Source organism: Paenibacillus sp. strain BS8-2, from assembly GCF_054483835.1.
Genome location: NZ_CM137010.1, coordinates 3,162,266 through 3,178,634, shown reverse-complemented (window position 1 = coordinate 3,178,634; position 16,369 = coordinate 3,162,266). Strand labels below are relative to the sequence as shown.

The 16,369-nt window shown below is 50.4% G+C and carries 12 protein-coding genes; 5 read left to right on the top strand and 7 right to left on the bottom strand.

The features are described 5' to 3' along the window. Nucleotides 1–59: 59 nt before the first annotated feature. Together ACX1C1_RS13570 and ACX1C1_RS13565 are read left to right on the top strand one after the other, a co-directional pair. Nucleotides 60–3,398 (top strand): DEAD/DEAH box helicase, encoded by a 3,339-nt coding sequence (locus ACX1C1_RS13570; protein WP_458952730.1) that lies wholly within the window; start codon nucleotides 60–62, stop codon nucleotides 3,396–3,398. A 199-nt stretch (nucleotides 3,399–3,597) separates the two neighbouring features. Then, complete coding sequence (locus tag ACX1C1_RS13565) at nucleotides 3,598–5,580, top strand: beta-galactosidase trimerization domain-containing protein (RefSeq protein WP_458952729.1); 1,983 nt, start codon at nucleotides 3,598–3,600, stop codon at nucleotides 5,578–5,580. Between the two features lie 75 nt (nucleotides 5,581–5,655). On the opposite strand, the gene ACX1C1_RS13560 is transcribed toward ACX1C1_RS13565, so the two are convergent. From ACX1C1_RS13560 to ACX1C1_RS13530, 7 genes are all read right to left on the bottom strand, one after another. Further along, nucleotides 5,656–6,450 carry a M55 family metallopeptidase gene (locus ACX1C1_RS13560; RefSeq protein WP_458957675.1) on the bottom strand — a complete coding sequence of 265 codons (795 nt, stop codon included), beginning with the start codon at nucleotides 6,448–6,450 and terminating at the stop codon, nucleotides 5,656–5,658. Between the two features lie 38 nt (nucleotides 6,451–6,488). Beyond that, nucleotides 6,489–7,394 carry a sugar phosphate isomerase/epimerase family protein gene (locus ACX1C1_RS13555; RefSeq protein ID WP_458952728.1) on the bottom strand — a complete coding sequence of 302 codons (906 nt, stop codon included), beginning with the start codon at nucleotides 7,392–7,394 and terminating at the stop codon, nucleotides 6,489–6,491. Then, complete coding sequence (locus tag ACX1C1_RS13550; RefSeq protein WP_458952727.1) at nucleotides 7,391–8,641, bottom strand: sialidase family protein; 1,251 nt, start codon at nucleotides 8,639–8,641, stop codon at nucleotides 7,391–7,393. The genes ACX1C1_RS13555 and ACX1C1_RS13550 overlap by 4 nt, the downstream gene beginning before the upstream one ends. A 26-nt stretch (nucleotides 8,642–8,667) precedes the next feature. Further along, nucleotides 8,668–10,446: an exo-alpha-sialidase gene (locus ACX1C1_RS13545; protein WP_458952726.1), complete on the bottom strand. Its 1,779-nt coding sequence runs from the start codon at nucleotides 10,444–10,446 to the stop codon at nucleotides 8,668–8,670. Nucleotides 10,447–10,519: 73 nt separating this feature from the next. Then, nucleotides 10,520–12,154, bottom strand: a complete 1,635-nt coding sequence (locus ACX1C1_RS13540; RefSeq protein ID WP_458952725.1) for an extracellular solute-binding protein — start codon at nucleotides 12,152–12,154, stop codon at nucleotides 10,520–10,522. A 94-nt stretch (nucleotides 12,155–12,248) separates the two neighbouring features. Further along, complete coding sequence (locus ACX1C1_RS13535) at nucleotides 12,249–13,145, bottom strand: carbohydrate ABC transporter permease (RefSeq protein WP_458952724.1); 897 nt, start codon at nucleotides 13,143–13,145, stop codon at nucleotides 12,249–12,251. Nucleotides 13,146–13,155: 10 nt separating this feature from the next. Continuing rightward, nucleotides 13,156–14,130 carry an ABC transporter permease gene (locus tag ACX1C1_RS13530; RefSeq protein WP_458952723.1) on the bottom strand — a complete coding sequence of 325 codons (975 nt, stop codon included), beginning with the start codon at nucleotides 14,128–14,130 and terminating at the stop codon, nucleotides 13,156–13,158. A 443-nt stretch (nucleotides 14,131–14,573) separates the two neighbouring features. Here ACX1C1_RS13530 and ACX1C1_RS13525 point away from each other — a divergent pair, with 443 nt between their 5' ends. The 3 genes from ACX1C1_RS13525 (at nucleotide 14,574) to ACX1C1_RS13515 (ending at nucleotide 16,213) form a co-directional block, all read left to right on the top strand. Continuing rightward, entirely contained in the window at nucleotides 14,574–14,738 is a 165-nt protein-coding gene (locus ACX1C1_RS13525) for a hypothetical protein (protein WP_458952722.1), read from the top strand. Nucleotides 14,739–15,054: 316 nt separating this feature from the next. Continuing rightward, on the top strand, nucleotides 15,055–15,612 hold the full coding sequence (locus ACX1C1_RS13520; protein WP_458952721.1) for a GNAT family N-acetyltransferase: 558 nt from the start codon (nucleotides 15,055–15,057) through the stop codon (nucleotides 15,610–15,612). 157 nt (nucleotides 15,613–15,769) lie between these two features. Further along, on the top strand, nucleotides 15,770–16,213 hold the full coding sequence (locus tag ACX1C1_RS13515) for a hypothetical protein (protein ID WP_458952720.1): 444 nt from the start codon (nucleotides 15,770–15,772) through the stop codon (nucleotides 16,211–16,213). Nucleotides 16,214–16,369: the final 156 nt, after the last annotated feature.

Here is a 16,369-nt window from a genome sequence, read left to right as displayed (position 1 = left end):
ATTACGTTCCGCATCGAATGACAAGCCGATGCCGGACCTTTGCACGGAAGGAGAACGTTATGCCCGCCATACCTACACATCGACAAATCATCGCCATGTGCGGTCAAGATAATTACGACAAAGGAGCCGCGTATGCGCGCGACGGCAAGGTAACCGTCGATCGAGCCGGCAGCCGATATACCGTTATCGTGCAAGCCGGGAGGCCTTATGCCGTATACATCCGACTTCGCGACGAAGGCGGCATCGAGCCGGAATGCGGTTGTTTGGCCAGCCTGGCCGAGGATCTGCATTGCAAGCATATCGCGGCCGCCCTCATTGCCATCGAAGATGGAATGAGGAACGGAAAGGGACGCTCCCGCCCCCATATTCGCGAGCGCGGCGGAGCCAAAGTCTATTTGAGCAGCGCGCCGGACCACGAAATCGTCGAGAGTCTGTTCGGGGTGTTCGGCGGCGTGGAGCCGCAGCGCGCGACCTTCGGAAGCCCGCTGCACGATGATCGGCTGACGCTAAACGTGGAATTCGGCATACTGCTCCTCCCTTCGCGGGACGGTCAGCATACGCTCTCGCTCGAGCTTAAGCTCGGACTCCAGAAGCTCTATATCGTGCAGAGACTCGCCGACTTTCTCCGTCACGTGGACGAGCAGCGTGATATATTCATTTCCAAAACATTTCGGTACGACCCGAAGCAGCAGAAATTCTCGTCCGAAGACGAACTCGTCTTCCGCAAGCTGATCGAGATGATGAAACAAGACGAGCAATATCATTCCGCTATGCAATCCAGCAGGCATCCGATTATGCACGATAAGGACGATCCCCGTTACTTGATCCCTTCGCCGCATAGCTGGAGCGAGCTTCTGACGGCGCTGGCTGCCGCGCGGAATGTTCATGCGGAGGTGTTGCCCTCATCCTCCGGGGCCCGTTCGGCGGCGGTTGCCTTCGGCAAGCCTGTTCTCGGTCTGCAGACCGCGCGTTTGCCGCTGCGATTCCGCTTAGACCAATTGCCCGAAGAAGATCATTATTCGTTCACAGCCGAAGGCATCAAGGACGCAGTCGTGCTGGCGGCCTACGGCATGGCCTTTATGCGCGGAATCTTCTATCCGCTCCCTGCCGTCAGGCTCGCTCAATTAGCCAAGCTGAAGAGGCTGCTGTTCTCTGCGCTCCGTGATACGGCCGATGAGGAGAGTCTCTCCATCACGCATGAGCAGATCGAGCGGTTCATGGACAAGGTCATCCCTAGCTTGTCCAAGCTCGGAGAGCTGGAGCTCTCTCCTTCGGTCGCGGGCCGCATCTGGGTTCAGCCGCTTAAGGCTCGACTATATTTGGACCGCATTCGCGGACGCCTGCTTGCGGGACTAGAGTTCCAATACGGCGATATCGTCATTAATCCGCTGGAGAACACGGACAAACCACGAGGAGCGGAACGGATTCTCTTGCGCGATGCCGAGCGTGAATCCTTAATCCTGAATCTGTTCGAGCAGGATGGCTTCGTGAAGACGGAGGGCGGCTTCGTGATGGAGGGCGACGACGAAGAATTCCTGTTCCTGCACGAGATCGTGCCGAGACTAGAGGAGCTGCTAACAGTCTACGCGACCGCGGCCGTCAAGCTGCGTATCGTCTCAGAGAATATCCCGCCTAAGCTGCACCTCACATGGGACGAACGGACGGATTGGCTGGCATTCAAATTCAAGATGGACGGCATCACCGAGAAGGAGATCAAAGCTGTCGTGGAAGCAGTCGAGGCGAAAAAGCCATATTATAAGCTCGCGACAGGCGCGTTGCTTCCGCTTAAGACTGAAGCCTTCGATGCCATGCTGCGGGTCATGAACGGCGTTGGCCTTCACCATCTCGCGCTTCACGGCGATATGGCCCGCGTGCCGATCGGCAGAGCGGCGGCGCTGCTAGACTTGCAGGCGGGGACCGATTCGGTCAAGCTCGGCCGCTCCCTGAAGGAGCTTCTGGACAGCCTGCGCGATCCCGAACGGCTGGACTTCGCCGTGCCGGATTCTATGCTTACTATTCTGCGAGATTATCAGAAGACTGGTTATCAATGGATGAAAACGCTGGCCGCTTATCGTTTCGGAGGAATCTTGGCCGACGAGATGGGGCTGGGCAAGACGATTCAAAGCATTGCCTATCTGCTGTCCGTTACCGAAGATATCCGATCGTCTGGTCGGCCGGCACTCATCGTTTCACCTGCTTCCCTGATGTACAACTGGAGCAGCGAGCTGCAACGTTTCGCTCCGGGATTGCGCGTGGTCATTGCAGACGGCAGCAAGGACGAAAGGGCGGATACGCTCGATTGGGTCGCGAACGGCAATAACTCGCCCGATATCGTTATCGTCTCCTATCCGCTGCTCCGCCGCGACTGGGAGCTGTATGCCGCGCACCGGTTCCATACGCTCATCCTGGACGAAGCGCAGGCGTTCAAAAACGCAAATACCCAAACAGCGGGCGCAGTCCGGGCTCTGCAGGCCGAATACCGCTTCGCCTTGACGGGCACGCCGATCGAGAATCGACTGGACGAGCTTTGGTCGATCTTCAGGGCCGTCTTCCCCGCCCTCTTCCCGGACTTGCGGGCGTTCGGCGAGCTGACACGCGAGGAAGTAGCCAGACGCGGGCGACCATTCTTAATGCGCCGGCTTAAGTCCGAGGTGCTGCGGGAGCTGCCTGAGAAAATCGAGACGCTGCAATCCAGTGAGCTGCTGCCGGAACAGAAGAAGCTGTATGCCGCTTACCTGGCCAAGCTCCGCGAGGATTCTCTCAAACATCTCGACAGCAACGACTTTGGCAGATCACGTATCCGAATTCTCGCCGGTATTACGCGTCTTCGTCAGTTATGCTGCCACCCGGCCTTGTTCGTCGAAGGGTATCAAGGCAGCTCGGCCAAGTTCGAGCAGCTGCTGGAGCTCGTCGAGCAATGCCGCAGCACAGGCAGACGCGCGCTAGTATTCTCCCAATTCACGGAGATGCTCGGTCTGATCAGCCGAGAACTCGGCTATAGAGGCGTTCCTTATTTCTATCTGGACGGAAGTACGCCTGCAGCCGAACGCGTCGAGCTATGCAATCAATTCAACGAAGGCGAACGGGATCTATTCCTGTTGTCGCTCAAGGCCGGCGGTACCGGCCTCAACCTGACCGGGGCGGACACTGTCATTTTGTATGACCTATGGTGGAACCCTGCTGTAGAGCAGCAGGCAGCGGATCGCGCTCATCGGATCGGTCAACGGAAGGTCGTGCAAATTATCCGGCTGATATCCGAAGGCACGGTCGAAGACAAGATGGTGGAGCTGCAGCAACGCAAGCTCAGCCTTATCGACGATGTGTTGTCGCCAGAGAGCGTCGCATCGTCTTCGCTCACGGAAGCCGACCTTCGAGAGCTGCTTTCGCTTGGCGTGTAGGCTTCATTCGGTGGCATAGTCGTCATTTACGACACTATTAACGCAAGCTCAGGAGTGAAGCCGCTCCAGGGCTTGCGCTTTTTAATACGTCGATATTGTGCTATTTTAGGTCGATTACAACTCCTATATTTGCCGATTGCAACCGCTTATAATTAGACTATTCCTTCAATAAATAATAGCTAATTAGGGGGCTGTTCCATTGAAATTCCGCCAGGTTCACTTAGATTTTCACACATCCGAGCATATTGCGGATATTGGCATTCACTTTGACAAAGCCCAATTTCAAAGCATGCTCCAGCTCGGACATGTAGACTCCATTACCGTATTCTCCAAGTGCCATCATGGATGGAGCTATCATCCAACAACCGCGAGCATTCAGCATCCTCATCTCACGTTCGACTTGTTAGGCGCACAAATCGAAGCTGCTCATGAAATCGGCGTCAAGACGCCCGTGTACTTATCTGCCGGACTTGATGAGAAGCTGGCGCGCCTCCATCCAGAGTGGTTAATCCGTAAGCAGAATGAGGAGACGGAGTGGGCCAAAAACTTTGATACGCCCGGTTATCATCGATTCTGCTTTAACTCACCTTACCTAGATATCCTGGTTGAGCAGATCGAGGAGGTTGTACAGGCTTACGATGCTGATGGCATATTCCTTGATATCGTTGGCATCCGCGAATGTTATTGCCAGAGCTGCATTCGAATCGCTCTGGAACTCGGAATCAATCCAGCGGTTAAAGCAGAGATGAGTCCGTTGTGGGAGCGGACGTATGCCAACTACACCGAACGTACCAATGCAGCCGTCCACCGCTATAAGCCGGAACTTTCCGTATTCCATAACGGCGGTCATATCGTGCAAGGAAGACGCGATCTCGCCTTCCGTAATCCGCAGCATCTGGAGCTTGAATCCTTGCCTACGGGAGGCTGGGGTTATGATCACTTTCCTTTGTCTGCAAGATATGCGCAGCAGCTCGGCTTGCCATTCCTCGGGATGACGGGTAAATTCCACCTCTCTTGGGGGGAATTCGGTGGATTCAAGCATCCGAACGCGCTCCGATATGAAGCGGCGCTTAGTTTAGCTAACGGCGCCAGATGCTCGATCGGCGATCAGTTGCATCCGGATGGCAAGATGGAAGAAGCAACTTATAGACTAATAGGAGAAGCGTATCGCGAAGTAGAGAGTAAAGAGCCGTGGTGTTCCGATGTTACCAATACCGCTGACATCGCACTATTCAGCGTGGAAGCGGCCTCGCAGATTATGGACGGTCATATCGCGGGCGGGAATTCCAGGAACTCCGTATCGGATAAGGGTGCGGTACGTATGCTGCTGGAGGCTAATTACTTGTTCGACATCGTAGATATCGAATCCGATTGGCTTGCTTATGCTGTAGTCATCCTGCCCGATTCCATCCGCATTACGCCTTTATTAGCCGCAAAGCTTCAAGAATATGTCGCTCAAGGAGGCCGGGTCCTCGCCACTGGCGAATCAGGACTTCCCGTGAACGGAACTAACTTTGTCCTTGACCTGGGAGCCAATTGGCTCGGTACCAATCCGTACCTTCCTGATTACTTTGTGCCGGAGGCGGATTTCGGATACCTTGGCCAATCGTCATTCGTCATGTACAGTCAAGGGCAGCGAATCGAAGCGACCGGCGAAACCTTGGGCCTGCGCGAGAATCCTTATTTCAATCGGGAAGTCTTCCGCTTCTGCTCTCACAAACATACGCCAGGCGACAATAGCAGCAGGGAGCCAGCCATGACGGAAGGTCCCGCTGGGATATACATCGGCTGGAGCTTGTTCGAGGACTATGCGCTGAACGGCAGTCTGATGCTGCGGGACATTGTACAATTCGCGCTAGACCGGCTGCTCTCCGGGCGTAAGACGCTTGTGAGCTCCTTGCCTGCTCAAGGAGTGACTACCATTCAAGCGCAAGCAGACCAGGATCGTCTGATCCACCATCTTCTCTATGCATCTCCCGTCCGTCGAGGCGAATCGGTGGAAATTATCGAAGATATTGTGCCGCTCTTCGACATCCATAATGAAGTACGCACGAATCGAGTAGTCAAGCAGGTTTCATTGGCTCCACAACTTGACCAGCTTCCATTCGAATATAAGGATGGCGTCGTCTCGTATACGGTACCCAAGCTTGACTGCCATCAGATGGTTGTCATCAGCTTCTAACCCCCGCTTGCTTGTCATGGAAGACAAAGAAACAACGCCTATCATCGCGATAGGCGTTGTTCTATTCCGCTTTCTTTAATCCTTTGCCTTCAAATAAATTTCCCAAGCCTCCAACACCGAATTACCTTTAATCACTACGGTATCCGGAGCAACAAACCATTCCTGCAAACGCAGCTGCAGCTTATGCAGCAGCTCTGTCGGCTTGAATGTCATCTCCAGCTCAATCGGTCCCGGAATAACGAATGGCTCTAGTCCCTTCGCGACTTCCCTGCAGCGCTCCGCGCCCTCCCTTAACATAACTCCAGTCAATGAAGGAGGGAGGCATGCAGCCGCCTTATCCCCTAATGATTGTTTGACATTAACCGTTACCGTACCTTTGATTAGCTGCTCTGTTTCTTTAACGCCCTCGGAATCCGCTGTCACCATCACAAGGGGAACACCGGCTTCGCCAGCCATCAGCGCCTCGAGCCCAATCTCGCCGACCACTAGCCCATTCACCTTAATAGACCGGATATCATGCTCATAATTATGGTTCAGCAGCGCTCCAGGGGTTTCTGCTTTCGCGTGTAATCCCAGCAGGATCATGCCATCGAAGCTATCATCCAAGTAAGACAGGTTGCCCGGCGTATAATGCGGTTTCCCGCATATGGCAGTCACTCGCGGATCAAGCTGGAATAAATCCACATTCGTTCCATAGAAGTGAATATCATATAACCAGACCTCATCGTCCTCCGCCCGCAATAACCCGTCTATAACCGCTTGAAGATCATGCATGAGCATCCTGCGGCCGAATTCATAATTCTCCGCTCCGGGGATCACTTGGTTCATATCCACGACCCCGGTCAATCCTTCCATATCTACGCGTATCATCCACTTCACTGCTTGCTCCTCTTCTCTTTATTCCGACTTTACAGCGCGCGCCATGCCTCATCCAGCTTGCTAAGAAAAATATCAACGCTTTGGCGTTCCGACTTGCCTGGATACGGACGCATCTCTAACGTTACTGTAGGCTTTGACTCTCCTCCCAGATAACCAATCCTGAACAGCTCGCGAAGAAATTCGATCAGCTCGGGCACATCGTTTTCTCCATCCGCGTAGCCCCATGGCGGGTGCATGTCGCCGTACAAGGGATTCGTCGGATTGCTCATCACGCAGCTGCCGAGGTGAATGTGGCGAACGTAAGGCTTCGCTTCTTGAAGCGCACCCTCGAACGTCTCCCCCATTAATGGAATATGGCCCATATCGATAAGTAGACCTGCATTGTGCGGACCGCGCTCCCGTACCTGCCGGATCACATCCGCCGCTTCCCTGGTCGATCCGATCAGCAGGTTCTTGCCGATTGAACGGTCGAAGGGCTCGATCAGCACCTCCATGTCCGGTACAGCCTGACACAAGGCATATACATAGTCGACAAAGTAGGCCGTCTGCTCCGCAAACAAGGATTCACCGGGGTTAACTCCGCTTGCAATGACCGCCTTGCGAGCACCTATCGAGCGAGCGCGCAATAAGTGGGCGATCACCTCATCTTGCGTCTCTCTCCGGATCACCGGATCTGGACTATGCGGATTGCGTGTTGGACTCATCATCAGAGGACAATTATAGATGGGCTCCTTCGTACTTGATTTGACGAGCTCCGCTTCTTCTATGCCTGCCTCCATATCGTTGGCAAGAAACATATCAATGACTTCAAACTCCGGATACCCAAGAACCTCGGGCAGGGAACGTCGGTGCACTGCTATCGATTCGAATGAGTCCGGGAACAAGAGATGATGATTGATGCCCAATCTTAAGTACTGGCTCCAAGGTTCATTCATAAGATTCCTCCTAGCGACTCTTCGGTTATATATTTGCCTAGCAGGAAGTACTTCCGATCCGGATACCATAACACGATCCGTCCGTTATGCTCCGTCAAGCTTGGATAGGTGGCAATTTCATTCGTACCTTTTGGTCCAATGGCCTTCCCGTCGGTATCCACGAATTGCGCAGGCTCTCCAAACCAAATAGGCTGTCTTGCTTCCGGCATATAATGACCCACACTCAAGAACGCAGGACGACGGTTAAATAACGCATGCTCGGGTCTGTAAGGACCAATGTGCCCGTTATTATTATGGAAAACCAGCACGAATCTACCATCCTGAAGCGTATAGATCGGACAGGAGGCAATCGGCTGATTAACCGGCTCCCCGTCGTCGCGATAACGAAGCACCTCGGGCTTGCTCCAGGATTCGCCGTCATTCTCGGAAGCCGAATACCAAATAAATCCCGTATAGGTTCTCATGACGGCAAACAGCCGCCTATCAGGCAGCAGTACAATACTCGGCTCCTGCGCTACGGAACGAGAGGGATCTTCGGGGTAAGCGACCTCGAGCCCCTCACCTTTAACCGGCAACCAAGTGATGCGGATATGCTCCGGGTCAGGTCCTTCATCAATGTTATCGAATCTCATGAACAGAGCCCTGGAATCCTTGCTGTACCAGCCATCCTTAGGAAAATCGTAAACCTCTCGGCTGCTCCACTGCGTGTAGCCCGTGATCCATCTGCCTTTGCTGTCTCTGATCGGCTTCTGCCAGGCTATCCAATTACGGGGCACGGCTTGGTCGGGATGGTCGTAACGATTGCGCGGCATTGCAATGTCCGCTCCCGATAACCACGTATAGCCGTCATCGTCCGAGTACACGCAGCCCATTGTTCCCGTAGTCTGCGAATCGAAATCATAAACGCCAATATCCTTCGTATAGAAGATATACATTCTGCCTTGCGCAGAGACGACCGGGAACCCCCAGCTCGCCTGATTGCCTCTCTGCCCGCGTGCTGCGCCAACGACAAACGCAGGCTCCGTCCAATGAAGCTGATCCGTACTTCTTGCCACGACAAGGTGGTTATCGCCATGTCCCTCCACCGAGCTCTGCGTCCAGAGTGCCAGCCAATCACCGCCCGGACTCTGGAAGACTAAGAAATGCTCGTTATCGCCCGTATACTGATCCTCCCGAGGGATAAATACGACGATATCCGGCTGACTTCTTCTCCATTCATCTGTTGTACCAATAGCTGCATTGAGCATGTGCCATACCTCCATCTATCTTGTCGTCAAGCTCTCTCTATTAAGCCCGCCCGGTAATTGCCAACGGCTTCGGATGTTCTCAGATACGTGTCGTAGATGCGCAACGATAACAATTCGCCTTGCAAGCTAGACGGCAGATAGGCCTCCTCAAGCCCGTTCACCTCGCGCATGTCGCTAGAGAAACGCCCCCAACCAAACTGTCTGATCGAGCCGCCATCGCACAATTGCCCATCCACTACGAAGGAAATCAATTTGGGTCCTCCATCAACGATTACCACGATATGCTGCTTCGTGTTTAACTTCAGCAGCCCTTGATCGCAATCCCATGAGCACCTGGATCTGCCATCACTCATAACAAGCTCTATCGTCTCCTGCTCGGAAACTTGCAGCAATACCCCGATCCCTCTCGCATCCCGTGTATCCAATAGGACTTGCCCGGCTATCAAAGCATCGAATTTGATCCAGCAATCGATAGAGAAGCCCCCACCTTCCTTCAAGGAAGGAAGTCGCGGAATCGATATTTGTGCTGAATCTCCCCCACGATCACGGCTCCAGTCGACAATCAGACCACTCGCTGTGACCGCCGCATGCTCGGATTGTCTCCACATTCCTTCTAGCAGCGCCGGGTCTATCTCATGACAGCGAGCGATCGTCTTCTGCGTTTCCGTGATGAAATACCGGCCATTCTCTTCGATGAAATCAGGGTAGCTCATCCGCTCGTCGGGATCATCCGCATATAACACGATTTCCGGTTCCGACCAATGGATATACCCGTCTCGCTCAATGCCTCCGGATAACCAAACCGGATTCCGATTCGCATAGGGCTGCCATTGATTATTTAAGTTCAACCCCCCGCTCCAATCCATCCCATGGTTATGGAACCATAGGAGATACTTGCCATTGCTGAACTTTCTTACAAAGTTAGCCGCGCGGGGATGCTTGATTTTGCGGCCCTCAGGACTGTACTCGGCATGCTGCGGAGCCGTCCAGCTATGACCGCCATCCCTGCTGTAAGCATGGCAATTATGACCTTCGGTTGTCCGATACGTGCAGTACAAATCTCCATTATTAAGTCCAACAAGATTATGTTCATCTGCCACCAAGCTGGCAGGCGCGCGCAGACCAACGTCTCCATCCGGAAGCGTCTCCCAGCGTATGTTCTGCGGATTCTGCTCATGGAGCAGGTTATCGCTTCGAACGAATGCCCCCTCCGAGGTTTCCATGAACCCGATTCCGAACCTTCCGACTTTCGCTAATCCTATATAGACAGCTTCTTGATGGACAATCGGCTTGCATACGCTCCAGAAGAAACGTACATCGCCGCCATAAGGATTACCTCTATCGATCTCGAAGGCTCGGACAGGAATCGTATATCGTTCATTCGACCACGAGCGCCCGCCGTCATCCGAATACTTGAAGGCATAGTCCCCGAGCGTGTCTACCCGCTTGGCCGCACCAGCCGTCTCGGCTCTCACTTCGCGCAGATTGTTGCCATTGTACGTGTAGAACACGTACACCCTGCCGCTTGGCACGATCAACGGCGTCACCCAAGATGCTTCCGGGGGACCGGAAGGCTCGATATCGACCAGCGGGGACCACGTCCGCCCCTGATCGGAGCTAATCGTGGAGACGATATGCTGGTCTCCGTCCCCCTCATGCCCTTGTCCCGTTGTCATTACGCATAACCAATGACCTTCCCTCGTGATTACCACGTAAGGCTGATCGCAATAGCTCTCTTTGGGCAGCTCATGACCCGTGTTAATATTGCGTTCGTCCAATCTCATCCTATTCGCGTGCAAAGCCATCAATCTCTCGCCTCCCGCTTGGTAAACAACAGTTGGCCGGACGCGTGCTCCGGCCAACGATTGACTTAATGAATTATTTCGACGCAGCTAATTTATCGTTATACATCTTGACAAGCTTCTCGTAGCCGAGCTTATTAAAGCCCTCTGTATAGGCATCCCATTCATCCAACGGCTTCTGGCCTAGAATAAATTTACTTAAATTTTCACTCATATACGTCTTAAGCGGTGTCGTAATCTCAGCTATCTGCGACATTTCATCAACGGACCAGTTCAGATAGGGATCGGGGCTGCGAAGCGCGTTCAGCTCGGTCAATTTCTGAATCCGGTTCGGAACGACTTTGGATTGTTCGTCTTCACCTTCTTTAAAGCCGGCCGTGCCGAAACGTTGAATAGGTGTGATTACACCCGTTAACCACCAAGTACCATAACCATAATCGGTACCTTTCTTTAAGCCATCCGGCACGACGCCGTCTGCACCGACTGTCCAGACGCTTTGCGTTTTGTCCAGCTTGTAGCCGGAAGGCGTCTTGGGATCGCGGCTGAACGTCTCTCCTTCGACACCAAACTGGAAGAACTCGATCCCCTCGTCGCTGTACGCATAATCCATGGCCCGGATAATATCCTCGATATGCTTCGAATTTTTATTGATGACCATAGGAGAACGATAGTGAATATTATAGTGCGGATCTATCGTTTGCGAATAAATTTTGCCATCGATCGGGAACGGATAGATCGGCTGTACATCCTTGTTCGGATCCTTGTTCGGGTTCAAATTGCTCATAGCAGTCTGCTCCATCATCAGAGGGAAATCGTCGCTGGCATAACCGGCGAACAGCTCTTGATCCTTCATCGTCAGGAAGTTGGGATGCAGCAGCTTCTCCTCGTACATCCAATGAACCAGATCCAACCATTGTTTATATCGATCTTTGTAATCGATCGGAGTGAAAACAAACTTCTCCTGCTCTTCATCGTAGATCACGCCGTTATTGGCTCCGTTATTCACATTCAACCCGAAGTAGGCTTGCGTCCGCTCGGCAAAATAGTCGAATCCGAGTCTTGTAGAGGTAATATATTCTCCCGTCTGCTCCTTCAACGCGAGCATCGCCTTCTTGAGATCGTCAATGCTCTGGATTTCGCTGGCATCCATTCCGGCTTTCTTAAGAATGTCATTGCGAACTTGCCACAGCGAGGTCGGGAAATCAAAGTCCTGTACTAACGGGAAGGCATATAGTTTCCCGTCCTCCGGATGACGCATGGCGATCTCAATCTCCGGATATTTGTCAAGCCACTTCTTCAGATTAGGCAGCTTGCCTGCTTCCAAATACTCATCGAGCGCAACGAACATCTGCGGACCGTATTCCTTGTACGTATTAATGTCTTGGAAGAACTTGATCATGTCCGGGAGCTCGTTAGCCGTCAGTACAATATTAAGCTTCTCTTTGAATGCATCTCGCGGCGGGCTGTTGACATTAAACTTCACACCGGTTCTCTTGCCCCACTCGACGAACACGGGCAAATCGCTGCTGATCGGCAAGCCCGGATCCCAAGGCGTCATAATATCGATCGTAGGGGTTTCTTTAGTAGTCTCCACAGGCGCTGACGTTGCTGCATCACCGGCGGTATTATTAGTGTTGTTGGTTGCGCATCCTGTAAGGAAGATAATTACTGTTAATAGGGCTACTGTCATTTGCTTCATCGTTTTTTTCAATATAGACCCTCCCTTAATCATATTGAATTGCATATCAAACGTACCTTTAGGAAACTAGCAAATCCATGTCTCGTTCGCATTCCTCCTCTCAAGATTAACCTTTAATCGAACCAACCAGCGCGCCTTTGACAAAATACTTCTGAACGAAGGGATAGATCAGGACGATAGGGCCAATCGTTACAAATATAGTAGCCATACGTATGCTGGTCATTCTTCCCGAGGCGGCCACGGGATCCAGCTCCAGCAAATTGGCTTGATCCAGCGCTCCTTGCGACAATACTTCATTCGCGACAAGAACGCGTCTCAGTATAATCGTTAATGGCTGCAAATCGGTGCTCGTCAGATACATAAGCGGGGCAAAATAGGCATTCCATAATCCTACCGAAGCGAATAAGGCTATCGTTGCGAGAATGGCTTTGGATAGAGGCAAGACTATTTTCAAAAGAATTTGCCAATCATTCGCTCCATCGATAAAAGCCGATTCAAACAATTCTTTGGGCATGGACTGGAAGTTCGTACGCAAGATGACGATATTCCAGAAGCTAAAGGCAACAGGCACGATAATCGCCCAAATGGTATCCAGCATGCCCAAATTCTTAATAAGCATGAAGGTAGGAATCAATCCTCCGCTGAAGAACATCGTAATCGTAAACAGGACAGTGAGAGCATGCCGCGCTTTAAACCTCGCGACGGATAGCGGATAGGCCGTCAAGCATCCAATGATAAGGATGAACAATGTGCCTAATACCGTGTAACGGATACTATTCCAATAGGCTTGCACGATCTGGCTATCGCGGAGCACAACAAGATAGGATTCCAGATTCAAGCCCTTCGGGATAAAATACACCCGAGAGTTCCCAACCTCCACCGGGTTGCTCACCGAAATGGCGAACATATAGACAAACGGCAGGATGATCGATAAGGTCAATACGCTAAGAACAAAAACATTCAAACCATCGAAGAGACGATTTCCGAAGCCGGTATTTTTCATGCTGCACCCCTTACCAAAGTGAATTTTGCTTCATCGCGCGACTAGCCCGATTGGCCAGATACAGAATCAAGAATGCGGCAACGCTGTTGAGCAGCCCGACAGCCGTCGCATAACTGAAGTTCCGATCCACGATTCCTCTTCGGTACACATAGGTCTGAATGACATCGGCCACCTCGTAAATCGCGGGATTGTACATGAGATAAACCTTCTCGAAGCCGACATTGATAATATCGCTGGCATTCAGAATGAAGAGTATGGATATCGTCGGCATGATTCCCGGAAGACTGATATGCCATATGCGCCTGAGCCGGTTTGCTCCATCCATGTAGCTGGCTTCGTAAAGCTCGGGATCAATACCCGACAGAGCGGCCAGATAAAGAATCGAACCCCAGCCTACGCCTTGCCAGATACCGCTTCCAACAAATAAGGTCCGGAAATATTGTGATTCGTTGAAGAAAGCAATTGGCTCGATATTCAGTGCTCCCAGCATCAAATTAATAACGCCGGTTGCGCCCATCAGCTCCATCATGATGCCTACGATTACTACAGTTGCGATAAAGTGCGGCAAATAACTAATCGATTGGAAAAACTTCTTCAATCTCTTGCCCGACAACTCATTAAGCAACAGAGCCAGCACAATCGGCGGCCAGAAACCGAAGAGCAAGCTGTAGAAGCCGAGAACCAGCGTATTCTTGATCACCCTTACGGCGTACGGATCGGCGAAGAAGCTCTGGAAATGTTTGAACCCCACCCAGGGACTGCCTGCAAATCCGAGAAATAAATCAAATTTCTTAAAAGCAATAATCAGACCGTACATGGATGCGTAATGAAAGATGATAAAGCCGATAACGGCGGGAAGCACCATCAGATACAAATGGCCGTTGCTCTTTATTTCTTTCTTCAGCGAAAACCCTATGCCGGTTTTCTTGCCGGATAATAACGGCTCCCCTTTATTATTCAGTTCCTTCTGATCGTTTGTTAGCATGCCCGCTGCCTCCGTCCCTTCCGTGTTGGTTCCGCTTACATTTTTAAGTATAGAGCCGAATGATAGACGTTAAAATAGACAAATCAAAGCTGGATATGGATGATTGAAAGCACTATCTTTCCCAGTTGGATGGCTGGCTATGGATTTAAGGGAGCTGTTTTATCCGCATTGCCAAACCTTATACTTACTGTCGTTCATTTTGGGAAATACGCCGTAAATATGCGTACTGAAGAAGTTAAACGTCAGCGTTACTGCTGCAAGTTCTGCCGCTAAACGTTCACTGACCTTTCAAAAACTCCGTTGCAACGAACCCGAGGTGATCCAATTGGTATTACAAGCGCAAGCAAAATCAAAAAAACGAATGGTTATGGGGCGCGATTGTCGTAGTCGTTCTCTGCCGGGTGGTAAGCTTCCTATTACCGGAGTTGGCGATCCGAAGGTACATGTTCATGCATCTGCATCCCGTTGACACGTTCACGGCGGGAATCACGGACTCGAACCGACTTGACCCGGATTACGGATATCAATACAGTGTAAGTGGGTTCGAGGACCTAATGACGGGCGACGAGCTTGGGGTGTTTTACTTAAAGAAGTCCGGTCCGATCTAGTTCGTCGACAGCGTCGGATCGGGACCTTAAATAAACAGACAAAGATACTGTATAAAGGTTAACGCTGTCCAAAGAAAAAATTTATACATTAACCGGGTTTCGTCAACAAATTAACGTTATTTCGTACGCTAAGGAGAATTGCAACTAACGAGGAACGTTAGTTCCATAACACAACCACGACGAGGCTGCCGAAAAAATCGAAAGTCTTGTTAAACTATTAGGAAGTTTACCACAATACGGAAGTCAACCTTTAAAGGGAATTTTGCCATTTAAATAGAATAATTATCCATTGTAATAAAACGAGGGAGAGAATTAAATGTTTCCAGTGTTAGAATCAGAAAGACTGAAATTAAGAGAAATAACTAAAGATGATGCGGTTGGTATTTTTGATTGTTTTTCTAACGACAATGTAACTCGTTATTATGGACAAGAAACATTACAGAAATTAGAGCAAGCAGAGAAATTCGTTGAGCACTTTTCAAATAACTACATTGAAAAAAGAGGGATACGCTGGGGAATTGAAAGAAAAGAGGCAAAAGGCATAATTGGAACAATTGGTTTCAATGCATGGTTGCCCAAACATAAACGAGCAGAAATTGGCTACGAAATTCATCCTGACCATTGGCGGAAAGGTTATGCTTCAGAAGCAGTATCTAAGGTTCTTGCATTTGGCTTTGATGTTATGGGATTAACTCGTATAGGCGCTGTAATATTTATTGACAATGAAGCATCCAATGAATTCATATCGAAAATGGGGTTCCAAAAAGAGGGGGTTTTGAGGGATTATATGTACCAGGACGGTATCGCCCATGATACAAACGTCTACTCACTACTGGGAACGTCATTTAGAAAGAAATGTAACGAAGCACGATAGCACCAGAAGTTCAAGCTAAAGTGAGACGATAGATCCATGACGACAGGCTGCCGAACATACCGGCAGCCTGCTCAACGATCGGGCAGTTTAATGCAACAAACAACCTGTTTTTACCGTTGGGGAATATGTAGATAGTGGAAAAAGGGGTTGCTGTGCGATGAAAAGGATACGAATATATTTCATAATCGTATTAACAATATGCTTCGCAATACTTCTCTTTAAATTTGTTGAATCTCAAAATCAGAGAAGAATTCTTGAAAATTCAATTGATACCGCCTATAAACAGCAGCTAAGTAATGTACTTGGAAGTTTCAGTTTGCAGGTAAATGAATATACATATAGATCAATGATTTCGAGTGTGTATAGTGTGGCAGAGATGTCGGAATTAACCTCGTATGAGAAAATAAATGATGATTTAGATATTAGTTTACATTCCCTCTATATCTCATTACGAGAGGAGAAATCCAAAGAAAAAGTCTTAGCGCGAACTGAAGAATTACACGAAATTTTTTTTATGATGGTGCAAGATCCGACCAGTAGAGAAGCGACGAATCGATTAATTCAGATTGCAGATGAAACGTTCTTTAAAGTCCCAGACTAAGTATATAAATCGCATATGATTGCATTAGAAAAATTGTTGTGAACCATTGAACAAATGGATACGATTGTGAAATGATTATGACTGGAGCAGGTGCCGCGGTGACCTGCTTCTTATCGTTGATGTAACGGGCAGAATACACTAATAACTGGTAAATAA

Bases quoted from the DNA above. Each gene is read 5' to 3' on its own strand.
- ACX1C1_RS13570 (WP_458952730.1), top strand. From the start codon at position 60: ATGCCCGCCATACCTACACATCGACAAATCATCGCCATGTGCGGTCAA.
- ACX1C1_RS13520 (WP_458952721.1), top strand. From the start codon at position 15,055: ATGTTTCCAGTGTTAGAATCAGAAAGACTGAAATTAAGAGAAATAACT.
- ACX1C1_RS13550 (WP_458952727.1), bottom strand. From the start codon at position 8,641: ATGCTCAATGCAGCTATTGGTACAACAGATGAATGGAGAAGAAGTCAG.
- ACX1C1_RS13535 (WP_458952724.1), bottom strand. From the start codon at position 13,145: ATGAAAAATACCGGCTTCGGAAATCGTCTCTTCGATGGTTTGAATGTT.
- ACX1C1_RS13545 (WP_458952726.1), bottom strand. From the start codon at position 10,446: ATGGCTTTGCACGCGAATAGGATGAGATTGGACGAACGCAATATTAAC.
- ACX1C1_RS13560 (WP_458957675.1), bottom strand. From the start codon at position 6,450: ATGATACGCGTAGATATGGAAGGATTGACCGGGGTCGTGGATATGAAC.
- ACX1C1_RS13515 (WP_458952720.1), top strand. From the start codon at position 15,770: ATGAAAAGGATACGAATATATTTCATAATCGTATTAACAATATGCTTC.
- ACX1C1_RS13555 (WP_458952728.1), bottom strand. From the start codon at position 7,394: ATGAATGAACCTTGGAGCCAGTACTTAAGATTGGGCATCAATCATCAT.
- ACX1C1_RS13525 (WP_458952722.1), top strand. From the start codon at position 14,574: ATGTTCATGCATCTGCATCCCGTTGACACGTTCACGGCGGGAATCACG.
- ACX1C1_RS13530 (WP_458952723.1), bottom strand. From the start codon at position 14,130: ATGCTAACAAACGATCAGAAGGAACTGAATAATAAAGGGGAGCCGTTA.